The following is a 17,063-nucleotide window of genomic DNA, read 5'->3' on the forward strand; positions in this document are numbered from 1 at the left end:
GTTGCGCCGCAGTATAAAGTGGCGAACGCCGGTTCGCGCCGTTGCCGGGCGCAATTCCGCCGTGGCGCCATTTGATTTCTTCGCCCCAAGCGCCTATCCCCGTTCGCGTGAAACGATGTGAACGCCGCCGGTAGAGGACGCGCACCCGAATGACCCTTCCCCCTTTCATCCGGTCACGGCATCTCGTGCGGGGAATTCTCGTCGTTCTGCTGCTGTTTGCCGCCGTGCGTATCGGCTTTCCCTTCCTCGTCCAGACAGACACGGTGGGCCAGGAGATCGAACGCACACTCGAAGCCTGGACGGGCGCCGATGTCGAGATCGGCCATGCGGCGGAATTCGCCTTCTGGCCCTATCCGCGGGTGACGCTCGGCAATGTGCGGATCGTCGCTTCGGCCGACAGGAGCGAGCTTGCCCATATCGAAACCATCTCGGCCAGCTTCGACCTGTTCGGCGCGGTGCGCGGCAAGCCCGTCTTCGGCGATTTCGACCTGATGCGGCCGACGATCCGAGTGGGCTGGGATGCCGAGGGCGTCTTCAACTGGCGCCACAGCGGCTGGCTGATGCAGGCGATCGACGCGGCCAAATCGGTGCCGGAAGGCCAGGCGATACCGGAACTGCCGGAAGAGCGCATCGGCACGATCAACGTGTTCGACGGGGTCATCGAGGTCGCGCAGGACGACGGCAGCGCGCCCTTCCGCATCTCGGACATCAACGGCAGCATCGACTGGCCCGCCCTCAGGCGGCCGCTCGACCTCACGCTTTCGGGCATCCTCAACGGCGAGATGAGCCGCTGGACCCTCGACTGCGACCAGCCGCTCGCCCTGCTCGCCGGGCACAATGCCACCGTGCGCACCAACCTTTCCGCCGATCCGACGACGATGAACTTCGAGGGGATCGCCAACCTTTCGACGAACGCCTTCATCGCCGGCAACATGACGCTGTCGACGCCCTCGCTCGGCCATCTCCTCGCCTGGCAGGGCAAGGAGATCCCCTCCGTCGGCAATCTCGGCCATATCAATGCCGAGGCGAAGGTGACGACGGCGGGCTACACGGCGAAGCTTGAAAACCTCAAGCTGACCCTCGACGATGCGCAGGCGACCGGCGTGCTCGACCTCACCATGCCGCCGGACGGCCTGCCGCAGGTCGGCGGCACGCTGGCCTTCGACCGGATCGATCTTCGCGCCTTCCTCACCGCCTTCTCGCCGCTTCCCGGCGACGACCAGGCGACGACCGGCATCGACACCGCCTTCATCCATCAGTTCGGCATGGACCTGAGGCTTTCCGCCAAGAGCGCGGATTTCTCCCCCTTCTCCCTGCAAGACCTTGCCGCCGGCATACGCATCGAAAACGGCCGCGCCTCCTTCGATATCGGCGACAGCCAGTTTTTGGACGGCCGCATGACGGGGCGGATCGCGCTCACCGAGCAGGGTTTTAGCGGCGGCGGGCGCCTGCAGATGTCGCTGAACAACGTGGATATCGGCGCGATCGTCAACACGCTCGCCCTGCCCGGGCCGCTGCCGGCGGGCCGCGGCTCGGCGGATTTCGAACTGTCGACCGACCGGCCGCTCTGGGCGACGACGGCCTCCGACATGTCCGGCCAGTTCCGGCTGGCCATGGGGCCGGGCACGCTCACCCATTTCGACCGGCGGGCCTTCGAGGAGCGGGCGGCGAAGAACGCCTTCTTCAACTTCTCCGAAGCCTCGGACGGATCGTTCGATTTCGTGCGCGCCGATGTGCAGGCCAAGCTCGACCGGGGCCTTGCCGAACTGACCAAGGCAGAGATCGAGGGCAACGAGAAGCTGCTGACGCTGTCCGGCATGATCCCCTATCGCAGCGGCAGCGTGGCGCTGGCCGGCACGCTCGCTGACCGGCCGCAGGCCGATGCCGGCGCCGTCGTCAGGCCGGCGATCAGCTTCTTCGTCGGCGGCTCGTGGCCGGAACCGGTGATCTCGCCGATCTCCATCCTGACGGGGCAGCAGCCCCGCCAGTAGGGTCCTTGCCCAGCCTCAACGGCCGGCGAAGGCCGCCTGCTCGTCGCGCAGGCGCTGCACCTCGCGGCGCTTCGTCATGATCGAGGCGATGACGACGCCGACGGCGACGAGGCCGATGAGCAGCGTGCAGGCCGCGTTGATCTCCGGCGTCACGCCGAGGCGCACCTGGCTGTAGATCTTCATCGGCAAGGTCGTGGCGCCCGGGCCGGAGGTGAAGCTCGCGATGACGAGGTCGTCGAGCGAGAGCGTCAGCGCCAGCATCCAGCCGGAGAGCACGGCCGGCGCGATGATCGGCAGCGTCACCTCGAAGAAGGTCTTCACCGGCGTCGCGCCGAGGTCCATCGCCGCCTCCTCGACGGAACGGTCGAAGGAGAGCAGGCGCGACTGCACCACGACGGTGACGAAGCACATCGAGAAGGTGATGTGCGCCAGCGTCACCGTGACGAAGCCACGGTCGAAGCCGATGGCGACGAAGAGCAGGAGCAGCGACAGGCCCGTGATGACCTCGGGCATGACGAGCGGCGCATAGACCATGCCGGAAAAGAGCAGCCGACCGCGGAAGCGCGTGTAGCGCGTCAGCGCCAGCGCCGCCATGGTGCCGAGGACCGTCGCGACGGTCGCCGACAGCAGCGCCACGCGGATCGTCACCCAGGCGGCGTCCATCAGGCCCTGGTTGTTGAAGAGCGAGACGTACCACTTGGTCGAAAAACCGGCCCAGACGGTGACCAGCTTCGATTCGTTGAACGAGAAGATCACCAGCAGCACGATCGGCAGGTAGAGGAAGGAGAAGCCGAGAACGACCGAGGCGATGTTGAAACGGGACCAGGTGTTCATGGGCTTACTTCTCCTGCTCTTCGGCCTTGGCCTGCGCATTCTGGAAGAACACGATGGGCACGACCAGGATGAGGAGCAGGATGGTGGCGACGGCGGCCGAGACGGGCCAGTCGCGGTTCGCGTTGAACTCGTTCCACAGCGTCTTGCCGATCATCAGCGTCTGCGACCCGCCGAGCAGGTCCGGAATGACGAACTCGCCGACCGCCGGGATGAAGACGAGCATGCAGCCCGCCACCACGCCCGGAATGGAGAGCGGGAAGGTGATCTTCCAGAAGGCCGATATCTGCGGGCAGCCGAGATCCTGCGCCGCCTCGATCAGCGTGTTGTCCATCTTCTCCAGCGCCGAATAGAGCGGCAGCACCATGAAGGGCAGGTAGGAATAGACGATGCCGATATAGATCGCCCAGTTGGTGCCGATGATGATCAGCGGCTCGTCGATGATGCCGATGCCGATCAGGAACTGGTTGAGCAGGCCCTCCGGCTTCAGGATGGCGATCCAGGCATAGACGCGGATCAGGAAGCTCGTCCAGAACGGCAGGATGACGAGCATCAGCAAGGTGGGGCGCAGCGTGCGCGGCGCCTGCGCCATGCCGTAGGCGATCGGATAGCCGATCAGGAGCGTGATGAAGGTGGAGACGCCGGCGATCCAGAGGCTCGACAGATAGGCGTTGAGATAGAGCGCATCCTCGGTGAGCCAGAGATAGTTGTCAAAGCTGAACTGGCCGATCTTCGCGACGATGCCGGAAAGCCCGTCCGCCAGCGCGAAGGCGGGCTCGTAGGGCGGCTGGGCGATCGCGGTGGTGGACAGCGAGATGCGGAAGACGATGAAGAAGGGGATGAGGAAGAAGAACAGCAGCCAGGCATAGGGGATGAGGATGACAAGGCGGCTGAAGATGGCGGAGCCGAGCTTGGTCATCGGGTCAATCCTTCAACACGACGCCGGCCGTTTCTCCGAAGGAGACCCAGACCTTCTCGTCGTAGGAGATCGGATCCTCCACCTCGCGCTGGGCGTTCAGCATGGAGGCCTTCACGACCTTGCCGCCGTCGAGCTTGACGTAGAAGACGGTCATGTCGCCGAGATAGCCGATATCCCAGATCTCGCCCGGCGCGGCATTGACCGAGGCGTCGGCGGGGGCGGCCCGCGTCACCTTCATCTTTTCCGGCCGGATGGCGAAGCCCGCGGCAGCGCCCGGCGCCGGGCCGTTTCCGGTCACGGTGCGGATGGTGAAGCCCTCGTTGACGGCAAGCTCGATCTTGCCGCTGCCATTGGCCGAGACCTTGCCGTCGAGGATGTTCACGTCGCCGATGAAATCCGCCACGAAGCGGGAATTCGGCGCCTCGTAGATCTCCGCGGGCGTCGCCACCTGGATGACCTTGCCGTGGCTCATGACGGCGATGCGGTCCGCCATGGTCATCGCCTCTTCCTGGTCGTGCGTGACGACGACGAAGGTGAGGCCGAGTTCCTGCTGGAGGTCCATCAATTCGAACTGGGTTTCCTCGCGCAGCTTCTTGTCGAGCGCGCCGAGCGGCTCGTCGAGCAAAAGCACCTTCGGGCGCTTGGCGAGCGAACGGGCCAGCGCCACGCGCTGGCGCTGACCGCCGGAAAGCTGGTGCGGCTTGCGCTTGGCGAATTTCTCGAGCTTCACCAGCTTCAGCATCTGGGTGACGCGCTCGGCGATCTCGTTCTTCGGCATGCCGTCCTGCCTGAGGCCGAAGCCGATATTGCTCTCCACCGTCATGTGCGGGAAGAGCGCGTAGGACTGGAACATCATGTTGACCGGCCGCTTGTAGGGCGGGATGCCGGCAATGTCCTGGCCGTCGAGGATGATCTCGCCCGAGGTCGGCCGCTCGAAGCCGGCGAGCATGCGCAGGAGCGTGGACTTGCCGCAGCCGGACGCGCCGAGCAGGGCGAAGAATTCGCGGTGATAGATGTTGAGGGTGAGATCGTCGACGGCAGTGAAATCGCCGAACCTCTTCGTGACATTGCGGAACGTGATGAATGGCTTTGCGTCCGGATCCGTCCACGGCGCGAAGGAACGACGGATATTGCCGAGAGATTTCATTGCCTGTCCCCATCTCTTATTTTCTGACGGCATAAATGAAATTGCCCGGAAGAGGCTTCCGGGCAATTCGTTCCGGACCGGTTACTGACCGGTCACGATCTTGGTCCAGGTCCGTGTGAACAGGCGCTGCGTCTTGGCGTCCAGCGTCGTGTTGGTGAAGAGCTTGGCCAGCGTCGCCTCGTCCGGATAGATCGTGGTGTCTTCCAGGATCTCCTTCGGCATGACGGCCTGCGCCGCCTTGTTGCCGTTGGCATAGTGGATATAGGTCGAGGCTTTCGCGATCACCTCCGGACGCATGATGTAGTCGAGGAAGGCGTGCGCCTCTTCGACATGCGGCGCGTCATTGGGGATCGCCATTTGGTCGAACCACATCTGCGTGCCTTCCTTCGGGATCACGTAGCCGACCTCGACGCCGTTGCCGGCCTCTTCCGCGCGGTCGCGGCCCTGGAAGATATCGCCCGACCAGCCGATGGCGATGCAGATGTCGCCGTTGGCAAGGCCGTTGATGAACTCGGAGGAGTGGAACTTGCGCACGAAGGGGCGCACCTTCATGAGGGCTTCTTCGGCCTTGGCGATGTCGGCCGGCTCATGGCTGTCGGGATTGAGGCCGAGATAGGCAAGCACGACCGGAATGATATCCGTCGGCGAATCCAGCATGTTGATGCCGCAATCCTTCAGCTTCTCGGCGTTGGCCGGATCGAGGATGGCGCTCCAGCTATCGATCGCGTCCGTGCCGAGGGCTTCCTTGATCTTGGCCTTGTTGTAGCCGATGCCGATCGTGCCCCACATGTAGTTGATCGAATATTCGTTGCCGGGATCGAACGGCTCCATGCGGCTGGCGACCATGTCCCACATGTTCTTCAGGTTCGGCAGTTTGGACTTGTCGAGCTTCTGGTAGACGCCCGCCGTGATCTGGCGCTGGAGGAAGGTGTTGGTGGGAACGACGACATCGTAGCCCGTGCCGCCGGCAAGCAGCTTGGTTTCCAGGATCTCGTTGGAGTCATAGACGTCGTAGACGACCTTGATGCCGGTTTCCTTGGTGAAATCGTCGATGATCGAACTGTCGATATAGTCCGACCAGTTGTAGACGTTAACGACCTTTTCCTGCGCGAGCGCGCCGCCGGCGCCGAACAGCGCAAGCGTGGCGGCTGTCGCCAAAAGACTACGTTTTACCATTGATTTTTCTCCCAGTTTTTCTTTCGGACCTATGCGTTCGTATGAAGACAGTCACCGATTATGGATGTTTTTCAAGAGGCGACAAGCGGCATTCTACGCAAACAGAGGGTGAATTTTGATATCACATTGCTCCCATTCCTATCAGATTTGAAGCCTTAACGGGGCTGGAAATCAAGCGAAAAGTCACTGGAAGTCGAAAAGGCTGAGGCCCGCAACCATTTCGTCGAGCCCGAGGGGCCGCGTGACGGGCGGTTCGGCGCGGGCAAGACAGCCCTGCCGCTCGCAGAGCCGGCAGGCTGTTCCCACCGCCACCGCCCCGTCCCGGCGTACCGCCTCGCCGTAGACCGTCTCCTGCGCATGGGCCGCGTCACAGCCGATGAGCAGCGCGGTGCGGCGCACCCGCTCGGCAAAGACGCCCTGCGGCCCCTCCAGCGTGCGCGAGACCGCCAGGAACGCGGCGCCGTCCGGCATTTCCACGCGGTCGACGAGGATCTGCCCCGGCTGCGAGAAGGCGGAGTGCACGCCGAGCTTGGGACAGCCGCCGCCGAAGCGCGCCTGCGGAAAGCCTTGCGCCCCCGCCCGTCGAAAACGGTTGCCGGCATTGTCGATCTCCAGCATGAAGAAGGGCACGCCAGCCCTTCCCGGCCGCTGCAGCATGGTCAGCCGGTTCGCCGCCTGCTCGTAGGAGACGCCGAAGCGCGAGCGCAGCACATCGATGTCGTAGCGCACGCGCTGGGCCGTCGACTGGAAGGCCTCGTAGGGCATCATCAGCGCATGGGCGGCGTAGCGCGCCAGCTCGAAGCGGGCGATGCGCTTCGCCTCCGCCGTCGAGAAGGCGAGCGCGTCGAGCTCGGCGAAGATCTCCTCCTGCAGGGCGAGCTGCACCGTCTCCATGGCGATCTCGCGCAGCTGATCGAAGGGCGACAGGCGCTCCGACAGGAAGAGCCGCATGGAATGACGGTCGAAGCGGCGGCGCAGGTTCGGCATGGTGTGGACGGGCAGCAGGCGCACGACGACGCCGTGCTCCTTGCGCAGCCAGCCCTTCAGCGCGCTCGCCAGATCGTCGCCCGGCGCCAGCGCCGCATGAAACCGCTCCGCCGCCTCGTCTATGGCGCCGAAATAGTTGGGACGGCCCTCCAGCCTGTCGCGCACCTCGTCCATCGGCAGCAGCGTGCCCGACAGCGTCGTCGCATGCCCCTCGCGGGCGAGCAGGTCGGCAAGGTCGGTGAGCCGCGCGGCCTGCTCGCGATAGGCGCGGTAGAGCTTGACGATGCCGCTCGCCACGTTCGGCGCGGCGTCGGCGAGTTCCATCAGCTCGTGCTCGCCCGGGAGCTCGCCCGAAAGCAGCGGATCGGCGAAGACCTCGCGCAGCTGCCGGGCATTGCCGGCGCTTTCGCCCTGCAGCTCGTCGAGGTCCACCTTGTAGACGGAGGCGAGGCGCAGGAGGAGCTGCACCGTCAGTGGCCGCTGGTTGCGCTCGATGAGGTTGAGATAGGACGGCGAGATCGACAGGCCCTCGGCCATCGCGGTCTGGGTGAGGCCGAGCGCATTGCGGATGCGCCGGACCTTCGGGCCGGCAAAGATCTTGTTCTCCGCCATCGTGTCAAATCCTTTACATCGCCGCCGCGATCAGGAGTTTTACAATATTTACTTTTTTACAGACCCGATCTGTCAAAGGCAAGACATCATTACCCGATTGCCTCGCTGATTTTACGGTTTTCTCTCGCCCGATTGTGCGCTGCGATGTAAATACTGTCACACGAAATCGGGCAACAAACGATATCAAGCCCGATCGCGAAAGACCGTACCGGAGGATACTATGACTGATTTTTACAATCTCGTTCCGAGCGCGCCGAAGGGCCGGTTCGACGGCATCGAGCGTCCCTATACGGCCGAGACGGTCGAGAAACTGCGCGGTTCGGTCCAGATCCGCCACACGCTGGCCGAGAACGGCGCAAACCGCCTGTGGAAGCTCATCCACGAGGAGGACTTCGTCAACGCGCTCGGCGCGCTCTCGGGCAACCAGGCCATGCAGATGGTCCGCGCCGGCCTGAAGGCGATCTATCTCTCGGGCTGGCAGGTCGCCGCCGACGCCAACACGGCATCCGCCATGTATCCCGACCAGTCGCTCTATCCGGCCAACGCCGCGCCGGAACTGGCGAAACGCATCAACCGCACGCTGCAGCGCGCCGACCAGATCGAGACGGCGGAAGGCAACGGCCTTTCGGTCGACACCTGGTTCGCGCCGATCGTCGCCGACGCGGAAGCCGGCTTCGGCGGCCCGCTCAATGCCTTCGAGATCATGAAGGCCTTCATCGAGGCGGGTGTCGCCGGCGTTCACTTCGAGGACCAGCTCGCGTCCGAGAAGAAGTGCGGCCATCTCGGCGGCAAGGTCCTGATCCCGACCGCGGCCCATATCCGCAACCTTGACGCCGCGCGCCTTGCCGCCGACGTCATGGGCACGTCGACGCTGGTCGTCGCCCGCACCGACGCCGAGGCCGCCAAGCTGCTCACCTCCGATATCGACGAGCGCGACCAGCCCTTCGTCGATCGGGACAAGGGCCGCACGGTCGAGGGCTTCTACCAGGTCAGGAACGGCATCGAGCCGTGCATCGCCCGCGCCATCGCCTATGCGCCCCATTGCGACCTGATCTGGATGGAGACCGGCAAGCCGGACCTCGAACAGGCGAGAAAATTCGCCGAGGCCGTGCACAAGGCGCATCCCGGCAAGCTGCTCGCCTACAATTGCTCGCCCTCGTTCAACTGGAAGAAGAACCTGGACGACGCGACGATCGCCAGGTTCCAGCGCGAACTGGGTGCGATGGGCTACAAGTTCCAGTTCATCACGCTCGCCGGCTTCCACCAGTTGAACTACGGCATGTTCGAGCTTGCCCGCGGCTACAAGGACCGCCAGATGGCCGCCTATTCCGAGTTGCAGGAAGCCGAATTCGCCGCCGAGATCAACGGCTACACCGCCACCAAGCACCAGCGCGAAGTCGGCACCGGCTACTTCGACGCCGTCTCGATGGCCATCACAGGCGGCCAGTCCTCCACGACCGCCATGCATGAATCGACCGAGCACGAGCAGTTCCGCCCGGCCGCAGAGTAAAGCCCACCGTCACCCTTCAAGAACCCCAACAGAGCCGCATTCCTGCGACGGCAGGCTTACCGCCTGCCTGCAAATGCTCAAAAGAGGAGAAATGCCATGACAGTCCAGACCCGGGTCAAGGAACGCGCGGAAGAGCAGTCCTCCGCCATGAGCCCCGACCAGCAGGCCATGATCCGCATGGTCGCCAACGACCTGCACCGCCTCAACCAGTCCGTCATGAAGGCGGTCGAGGCCGGGGTCTCGGTGGAGCTCGTCCGCTCCGCCCGCCACCACGGCGGAGAGGGCAACTGGGGCGACCTGCTGATCCCCGTGATCGTAACCCAGGGCCGCGGCTGACACGGCAAAGCAATCCGGTCGAAGCAAAACCCCCGGCGGTCCCTGCGCCGGGGGTTTCGCGTTTGGGCGGGTGGGATTTGCCCCTCACCCTAACGCTCTCCCCGCCTGCGGGGAGAGGGGACGTGCCCCACGAACCGGGGTTGTTTGGGGAAGCCGTCGCGGCATATCCCCTTCGCCCCGTTTACAGGGAGAAGGTGGCCGGCAGGCCGGATGAGGGGGCCTGACAAGACAAAGGCCCGGGGGCAAGCCGGGCCTTTGTCTTGCCTTCGCTGGTTTGCAGCCTCACGCCGCGCGATAAACCGCCGTCTCCTCCGGTTCCAGGCGGAACTGCTCGACCAGCATCATCAGCGTGTCGGCATCGCCGGCGAGCTTGCGGCTGGCGGCGGTGGTGAGATCCACCATGGAGGCGTTCTGCTGGGTCATCTGGTCCATCTGGTTGACGGAGCCGTTGACCTCCTGAAGCGCTGCCGCCTGGTCGCGGCTCGCCGTCGCCATCATGTCCACATGCTGGCTGACGGTGACGATCTGCTGGCTGATCGAAGCGAGCACGGCGCCCGTCTCCTGCACCAGATGCGAGCCGGCGCTGACCTCGCTCGTCGACTTCTCGATGAGACCCTTGATCTCGCGGGCGGCGCTCGCCGAACGCTGGGCAAGCTCGCGCACCTCCTGGGCGACGACCGCGAAACCCTTGCCGGCCTCGCCCGCGCGGGCGGCCTCAATGCCGGCATTGAGGGCGAGCAGGTTGGTCTGGAAGGCGATGTCGTCGATCACCTCGATGATCTGCTCGATCTGGCGCGAGGCGCCCTCGATGCGGCCCATGGCGGCGATCGCATTGCTGACGACCGCGGCGGAATCGTCGGCGCTGCGCTTGGTCGTGCCGACGACGAGGTTGGCCTCGTGCGCCCGCTCGGCGGAGGAGCGCACCGTGGCGGTGATCTCTTCCACGGCGGCAGCCGTCTCCTCCAGCGAGGAGGCCTGCGATTCGGTGCGCTTGGCCAGCGCATCGCCCGATTGCAGCATGTCCGCGCCGCTGCGCTGGATCGACAGCGCGTTGTTGCGGATCTGGCCGAGCGTGTCCTGCAGGCGCGTCAGCGAGACGTTGAAGTCCTGGCGAAGCTGTTCCAGGCGGCCGGAGAAGGGCGTGTCGATCTGGCGCGACAGGTCGCCCTGCGCCAGGCGCCCGAGGCCGGCGGCCAGCGCATTGACGGCGAAGTCGATCTCGCGGTCGAAGGCCTGCTTTTCGGCATCGTTGCGGGCGCGCTCGGCTTCCGCGGCATTGCGCTGCTCTTCGCTTTCGGCCTCCACGCGGATCTTCGACAGGGCGTTCTCCTTGAAGACGCCGAGGGCGCGGGCCATGTCGCCGATCTCGTCGGCGCGGCCCTCGCCGGAAATGCCGGTGTCGAGGAAGCCGTCCGCGAGGCGACGCATGGCGCCGGTGATCTGGCCGATCGGCCCCTTCAGCGTCAACACGAGCGCGATGCCGGCGAGGACGGCGATGGCCGCGCCCGCGACGGTCGCGAGGATCGAGACCTGGTTGGCCTTTTCACGCTCGGTGCCGGCGCTGGTCTTCTGCTCCTCGGCGAACTGGCTGAGAAGGTTCCAGATCGTATCGATGGACTGGCCCGCGGCCTCGAAATCGGCGGACCGCTCCGTGCTGATCTTCACCAGCGCGGCGCTGTCCGCATCGATCCGCTCGAGCACCGGCTGGAGCGCGCCGTCGACCGTGTCGAAGAAGGAAAGGCCGCTCGCGCTGCCGACCAGCGCCTTCATGTCGATGCGCAGGATGGACAGGTTGCCGAGCAGCTTGACGCGGTTCTGCTCCGACGTCTGGCCGAGGAAACGGGCGGCGGCGACTTCGATGTCGTCGATCGAGGCCACCAGCTTGCGCGTGGCCGACAGCACCGCCTCGGACCGGATGATCGGCTCGTCGAGTTCGCTGAAGATGCGGGTCGCCTCGCGCATCTTTTCCGATGCGGCGCCCTGGAGCTGGATGGTGACCTGGCGGAAGCGGTTCACCCGGCGGGCGATTTCCGGCACCGTGACGCTCGCCGGATCCGACGAGGAAAGGAGACCGCTCAATTCGTCGATCGTGTTGCGGATGGTGACGGAGACGACCTTCTGGTTCTTCGGCAGGATCGTCGCGATCGACCGCTCGGTCTTCGAGATGAGCGGGTAGCGCTCCTTGGCGAGCTTCAACTGCTCGTCGGGCGTCGCACCGCGGCTGAACTGGGACAGTAAATCGCCGAAGAACTTGCTGGCGCTGGTCAGGCGTTCGGCCTCGCGCAGCATGCTCTTTGCGGCATTCTCGTTCTGGCGGACGGTGCGCTGGAGCTTCGTCGCCTCGTCGAGGATCTTCACCTGCTCGCTGGAGAGATAGTTGAGGTTCTTGGTCATCGCATCGTGCAGGCCGTTCTCGCTGACATAGAGCGACCAGAGACCGTCCATGCGGGCCTCGATATCCTTGGTCTGGGCCTGCGCATCCACCAGCTTGGACTTGTCGGCATCGGGCGCAAGGCCATCGATCGTCGCCTGGAGAACCGCATCCTGCGCGGTCAGGCGCTGGTCCACCGCGTCACGGTTCTCCTCGCTGGTGTTCTGCAGGAACCGGTTCATGCCGGCATAGACGTCCTTGAAGCCGCTCAGCGACTGGAGGACGCTGTTGGAAATCTCCATGCGGCCCTGCAACAGGCCGGAGGCATAGAGCCCGGTGAAGCCCACGGCGCAGATGCTGAGCACGAAGGGCAGGATGAAGACCAGGACCTTTGTCTGGATCTTGAAGCGCGCGAGAACCTTGTCAATGAACATGGCGGAATATCCGTTGTCGGCGTACGCCACCCCTGCCCTTTTCGGGCCTCCCCAGGATTCGGACGCCGGATTGCCGACTTCATGCGGCCGCAATGCCGCGCATCCGGGGGAGCAATCATTGCCAGCCGTGTCGACATCCATCATGGGGACGCGGCATCCGGAACCCTATGGGGCGGATGATCGGGGGCAATCTTTAAAATTCCATCACCATCTAAACCGATTTATGACAGTCGCCTGTCAGAACGCGGCAAGAGCAAGGGCGAGGACAAGGCTTGCGGCGAGCGCGCAGTGGATGCCGATCGCCACGAGGCGGCGGCGGCCCTCCTCGGCGGTGGCGGCAATCGCGATGGCACGGGCGGGGCGGCGTCTTGCAGGCATGCGGCGATACTCCGTTACGCGGATACAGACACCCGGATGATCCGGCCAGCCGGCCCACATCATGTTGCCTCCGCCTCCCTGCGGGGAGGCCGGAAACGCCGACATTACGGAAGCATCCGCCCCGAGGTCTTAAAAGACGGTAAAGAGCACCTCGCCAAGTCAGGCGTGGCCGCCCGCGGCATGGCCCGACGCCCAGGCCCATTGGAAATTGTAGCCGCCGAGCCAGCCCGTCACGTCCACCGCCTCGCCGATGAAATAAAGCCCCGGCACCGCCTTGGCCGCCATGCTGCGGGAATCGAGCGCGGCCGTATCGACGCCGCCGAGCGTGACCTCCGCGGTCCGGTAGCCTTCGGAGCCCGGCGGGCGCAGGCGCCAGACCCTGAGGCGCTGGACAAGCGCCTCGACGCGGCGGCCCGGCTGCTCGGCGAGCGGCCCGTCGATGCCAAGCTCGGTGACGAGAAGCTGGGCGAGCTTCTTCGGCATGTGCTCGGCAAGCACGGTCTGCACCGCCTGCCGGCCGTTCTCCCGCCGCGCCGCCGCGATGGCCGCGGCGAAATCGACGTCGGGGCAGAGGGTGAGCGCGATCTCCTCCCCTTCCCGCCAGTAGGACGAGATCTGCAGGATGGCCGGGCCGCTGAGGCCGCGATGGGTGAAGAGCGCCGCCTCGCGGAACTCCGTCCTGCCATGGCGGGCGACGACATCGACCGCGACGCCCGGCAGCCCCTCATGGGCGGCGAGCGTCGCGGGATCGAGCGTCAGCGGCACGAGGCCGGCCCGGGTTTCGGTGACGGGAAGGCCGAATTGTTCAGCGATGCGATAGGCGAAACCGGTCGCCCCCATCTTGGGGATCGACTTGCCGCCCGTGGCGATGACCAGCGAGTCCGCTTCGATCGTTCCATGCTCTGTCGCCACGCGGAAAGACTGGCCGTCGTGCTCGACGGCGCCGACCGGCGTGGAGAGCCGCAGTTCCGCGCCCGCCGCCTTCATCTCGGCAAGCAGCATGGCGATGATGTCCTTCGCCGAATTGTCGCAGAAGAGCTGGCCCAGCGTCTTCTCGTGCCAGGGGATGCGGTGGCGCTCGACGAGATCGAGGAAATCGCGCGGCGTGTAGCGGGCAAGCGCCGACTTGCAGAAATGCGGATTGGCCGAGAGGAAATTCTTCGGCCCGGCATGGATATTGGTGAAGTTGCAGCGCCCGCCGCCGGAAATGCGGATCTTCTCGCCCGGCGCGCGGGCATGGTCGAGGACGAGCACGCGGCGACCGCGCCGGCCCGCCTCGATGGCGCACATCATGCCCGCCGCGCCTGCCCCGATGATGACGACGTCCCGCCGCTCTGCCACGTCTGATATCCTTGTTTGCCCCTCCTTTCCGCCATCGCGGCCGAAAGTCAATCGGGGCGGCAAAACGGATATTCTTGAAGAATTCGCGGTTTCTACCCCCCGGGGGGAGCTAGCCAAGGCATAAACTCCGTCTATGATGGCGTCATCATCAATCAAACCCGGTGTCTCATGCCGTCCAAAAAGAAAGTCGTTATCCCTACCATCGAGAAAGCCGCACGCTCTGCCAAAATCCCTCCCGCCATCAGCGTGCCGCGCGGGGTAAAGACCTGGAAGGACGCCGCAGACTGGCTTCGCGCCCGCGGCATCGAAGACATCGAATGCATCACGCCGGACCTTGCAGGGGTGCCGCGCGGAAAAATGATGCCGTCGTCGAAGTTCACCTCCAACACGTCGCTCGCACTGCCCTCCGCCCTCTATCGCCACACGATTTCCGGCGACTATCCCGAGGAAACGGGCAATTTCCGCTATGAGCCGCGCGACAGCGACCTGAAGCTGCTGCCCGACCTTTCGACGCTGTCCGTCGTGCCGTGGGAGACCGATCCGACCGCGCAGGTCATCTGCGACATCGTCGGCTCGACCGGCGAGAACGTGCCCTATACGCCGCGCAACGTCCTGAAGAACGTCGTGCAGATGTATCGCGACCGCGGCTGGAAGCCCGTCGTTGCGCCCGAGATCGAGTTCTATCTCGTCGCCGTCAACGACGACCCGGACTATCCGCTGCATCCGCCGAAGGGCCGGTCCGGCCGCGCCATACAGGGCGGCCAGGGCTATTCCATCGCCGGCATCAACGAGTTCGACGAGTTGATCGACGACATCTACCACTTCTCCGAGAAACAGGGGCTCGAGATCGACACCCTGATCCACGAGGAGGGGCCGGCGCAGCTCGAGATCAACCTGCGCCACGGCGATCCGATCGAGCTTGCCGACCAGGTGTTCCTGTTCAAGCGCACGATCCGCGAGGCGGCGCTGAAGCACGGCATCTACGCCACCTTCATGGCCAAGCCCATGCAGGGCCAGGCAGGGTCCGCCATGCACATCCACCAGTCGGTGGTGGAGATCGAGACAGGCAAGAACGTCTTCTCCAACCCGGACGGCTCGGCCTCGAAGGAGTTCTTCCACTTCATCGGCGGCATGCAGGCCTATGTGCCGAAGACGCTCGTCATGATGGCGCCCTATGTGAACTCCTACCGGCGCCTGACGCCGGACATGTCGGCGCCGGTCAACAATGCCTGGGGCTACGACAACCGCACGACGGCCTTCCGCGTGCCGGTGTCGGACGCGGCCGCGCGGCGCATCGAGAACCGTCTGCCGGGATCGGACGCCAATCCGTATCTGGCGCTGGCGGCCTCGCTCGGCTGCGGCCTGCTCGGCATCATGAACGAGCTGGAGCCGACGGCACCGACCGAGGACACCGCCAACGAGGGGTCGATCGACCTGCCGCGCGGGCTTCTCGAAGCCGTGTCGCTGCTCGAATCCGACCCGGCGCTGGCCGACGTCCTGAGCGCGGAGTTCATCGGCCTTTATGCCGGCGTCAAGCGCGGCGAGTTCGAGACCTTCATGCAGGTGATCAGTCCCTGGGAGCGCGAGTTCCTGCTGCTCAACGTCTGAGCGGCCTCGGCGGCCCGGACCGCCCGAAACGATCAGAGCCCGAGAGCGGCCGGCGCCCGGTGCGCCGCCGCACCCTCCTGAACATGAGTGTGTCCAATGCCCTGGCAAAGCCCGATTTCCCCCGGCATCTCCTGGTATGAGGCCAGCGTCGGCGAACGCCCTGAATATGCCCCCCTCGACGGTTCCCTCGACACCGACGTCGCCATTGTCGGGGGCGGCTTCACCGGCCTGCAGGCCGCCTACAACCTCGCGAAGAAGGGCGTCAATGTCGTCCTGATCGAGGCGCACCGCTTCGGCGACGGCGCGTCGGGCCGCAACGGCGGCCAGCTCGGCACCGGCCAGCGCGCCGAGGCGGAAACGCTGGAGGCCGAACTCGGCTTCGAGCGCGCCAAGGCGCTGTTCGACCTTGCGGAGAACGCCAAGCGCCATATCCACGATTTCGCCGCAAGCCAGAACCTCGATATCGACTATGTGCCGGGCCAGCTCAATGTCAGCCACAAGGCGAGCTACGAGAAGGAATTCCGCGACCATGTCGAGATCGCGGCGACGCGCTTCGGCTACACGCACATGAGCTACATGGACCGGGCGGAGACCGAGGAGCGCGTCGGTTCGAAGCGCTTCTTCTTCGGCCTGCGCGACACCGGCACCGGCCATATCCACCCGATGAAACTCCTCGTCGGCATCGCCCGGGCGGCCAGGACCGCCGGCGCCGGCCTGCACGAGAAGACCCCTGCCCTGAAGATCGAACGGGCGGGCGGCAAGGCCGTCATCACCACCGCGCGGGGCACGATCCGCGCCGACAAGGCGCTGATCTGCTGCAACGCCTATATCGGCGATCTGGAACCGAAGACGGCCGCGCATGTCATGCCCATTCGCTCCTTCATCGGTGCGACCGTGCCGCTCGACAGGTTCCCGTCGATCATTCCCGGCGGCGAGGCGATCGCCGACACGCGCTTCGTCGTGCGCTATTTCCGCAAGACGCGCGATGGCCGCCTGCTTTTCGGCGGGCGCGAGGCCTATTCGGAAAACCTCGACGACATGGCGCCGCCCATCCGCCGGCAGATCGAGGAGGTCTATCCGGAACTGAAGGGCATCGAACTCACCCATGCCTGGGGCGGCTCGGTCGGCATCACCATGCCGCGCAAGCCCTATGTGCGCGAAGTCATGCCCGGCATCACCACGATCGGCGGCTATTCCGGCCACGGCGTGATGCTGTCGAACTATTGCGGCAAGCTCTACGCCGAGGGGGTAACCGGCGGAGCCAGGGAACTGGACCAGTTGAAAGCCCTGAAAATCCCGGCCTTTCCCGGCGGCGCCCGGTTCCGCTCGCCGCTTCTGTTCCTCGCCATGACGTGGTACGCGCTACGCGACAAGCTCTGATCGAGTCGAAAGCACCGATTTTGTTGCGTTGCACGCTGGTGT

13 protein-coding genes are annotated in these 17,063 nt (G+C 65.2%); 5 read left to right on the forward strand and 8 right to left on the reverse strand.

Annotation, left to right across the window (positions count from 1 at the left end; translation table 11 throughout):
- Nucleotides 1–149 precede the first annotated feature (149 nt).
- Nucleotides 150–1,991 (forward strand): AsmA-like C-terminal region-containing protein, encoded by a 1,842-nt coding sequence (locus AB3G45_RS22500; protein WP_367832660.1) that lies wholly within the window; start codon nt 150–152, stop codon nt 1,989–1,991.
- Nucleotides 1,992–2,006: 15 nt separating this feature from the next.
- Here the strand turns inward: AB3G45_RS22500 and AB3G45_RS22505 are convergent, their stop codons facing one another.
- From AB3G45_RS22505 to AB3G45_RS22525, 5 genes are all read right to left on the reverse strand, one after another.
- Entirely contained in the window at nt 2,007–2,825 is an 819-nt protein-coding gene (locus tag AB3G45_RS22505) for an ABC transporter permease subunit (protein ID WP_367832661.1), read from the reverse strand.
- 4 nt (nt 2,826–2,829) lie between these two features.
- A complete protein-coding gene (locus AB3G45_RS22510; RefSeq protein WP_367832662.1) occupies nt 2,830–3,741 on the reverse strand; it encodes an ABC transporter permease subunit in 912 nt (303 codons plus the stop codon).
- A gap of 4 nt (nt 3,742–3,745) precedes the next feature.
- Nucleotides 3,746–4,888, reverse strand: a complete 1,143-nt coding sequence (locus tag AB3G45_RS22515) for an ABC transporter ATP-binding protein (RefSeq protein WP_367832663.1) — start codon at nt 4,886–4,888, stop codon at nt 3,746–3,748.
- 81 nt (nt 4,889–4,969) lie between these two features.
- Nucleotides 4,970–6,064 carry a polyamine ABC transporter substrate-binding protein gene (locus tag AB3G45_RS22520; RefSeq protein ID WP_367832664.1) on the reverse strand — a complete coding sequence of 365 codons (1,095 nt, stop codon included), beginning with the start codon at nt 6,062–6,064 and terminating at the stop codon, nt 4,970–4,972.
- 183 nt (nt 6,065–6,247) lie between these two features.
- Nucleotides 6,248–7,663 (reverse strand): short-chain fatty acyl-CoA regulator family protein, encoded by a 1,416-nt coding sequence (locus AB3G45_RS22525; protein WP_367832665.1) that lies wholly within the window; start codon nt 7,661–7,663, stop codon nt 6,248–6,250.
- 220 nt (nt 7,664–7,883) lie between these two features.
- Between AB3G45_RS22525 and aceA the strand changes: the two genes are divergently transcribed.
- Both aceA and AB3G45_RS22535 read left to right on the forward strand, forming a co-directional pair.
- Nucleotides 7,884–9,173: an isocitrate lyase gene (gene aceA / locus AB3G45_RS22530; protein WP_367832666.1), complete on the forward strand. Its 1,290-nt coding sequence runs from the start codon at nt 7,884–7,886 to the stop codon at nt 9,171–9,173.
- A gap of 96 nt (nt 9,174–9,269) precedes the next feature.
- Nucleotides 9,270–9,509: a hypothetical protein gene (locus AB3G45_RS22535; protein ID WP_367832667.1), complete on the forward strand. Its 240-nt coding sequence runs from the start codon at nt 9,270–9,272 to the stop codon at nt 9,507–9,509.
- Nucleotides 9,510–9,791: 282 nt separating this feature from the next.
- Here the strand turns inward: AB3G45_RS22535 and AB3G45_RS22540 are convergent, their stop codons facing one another.
- From AB3G45_RS22540 to AB3G45_RS22550, 3 genes are all read right to left on the reverse strand, one after another.
- A complete protein-coding gene (locus AB3G45_RS22540; protein ID WP_367832668.1) occupies nt 9,792–12,314 on the reverse strand; it encodes a methyl-accepting chemotaxis protein in 2,523 nt (840 codons plus the stop codon).
- 237 nt (nt 12,315–12,551) lie between these two features.
- Nucleotides 12,552–12,692, reverse strand: a complete 141-nt coding sequence (locus tag AB3G45_RS22545) for a hypothetical protein (RefSeq protein WP_367832669.1) — start codon at nt 12,690–12,692, stop codon at nt 12,552–12,554.
- A 159-nt stretch (nt 12,693–12,851) separates the two neighbouring features.
- Nucleotides 12,852–14,033, reverse strand: a complete 1,182-nt coding sequence (locus AB3G45_RS22550) for an NAD(P)/FAD-dependent oxidoreductase (protein ID WP_367832670.1) — start codon at nt 14,031–14,033, stop codon at nt 12,852–12,854.
- A gap of 168 nt (nt 14,034–14,201) precedes the next feature.
- Between AB3G45_RS22550 and AB3G45_RS22555 the strand changes: the two genes are divergently transcribed.
- Together AB3G45_RS22555 and AB3G45_RS22560 are read left to right on the forward strand one after the other, a co-directional pair.
- Nucleotides 14,202–15,641, forward strand: a complete 1,440-nt coding sequence (locus tag AB3G45_RS22555) for a glutamine synthetase family protein (protein WP_367832671.1) — start codon at nt 14,202–14,204, stop codon at nt 15,639–15,641.
- Between the two features lie 96 nt (nt 15,642–15,737).
- Nucleotides 15,738–17,021, forward strand: a complete 1,284-nt coding sequence (locus AB3G45_RS22560; protein ID WP_367832672.1) for an NAD(P)/FAD-dependent oxidoreductase — start codon at nt 15,738–15,740, stop codon at nt 17,019–17,021.
- The last annotated feature ends 42 nt before the right edge of the window (nt 17,022–17,063 follow it).

The sequence above is a fragment of the Shinella sp. S4-D37 genome (assembly GCF_040812195.1).
GTDB lineage: Bacteria > Pseudomonadota > Alphaproteobacteria > Rhizobiales > Rhizobiaceae > Shinella.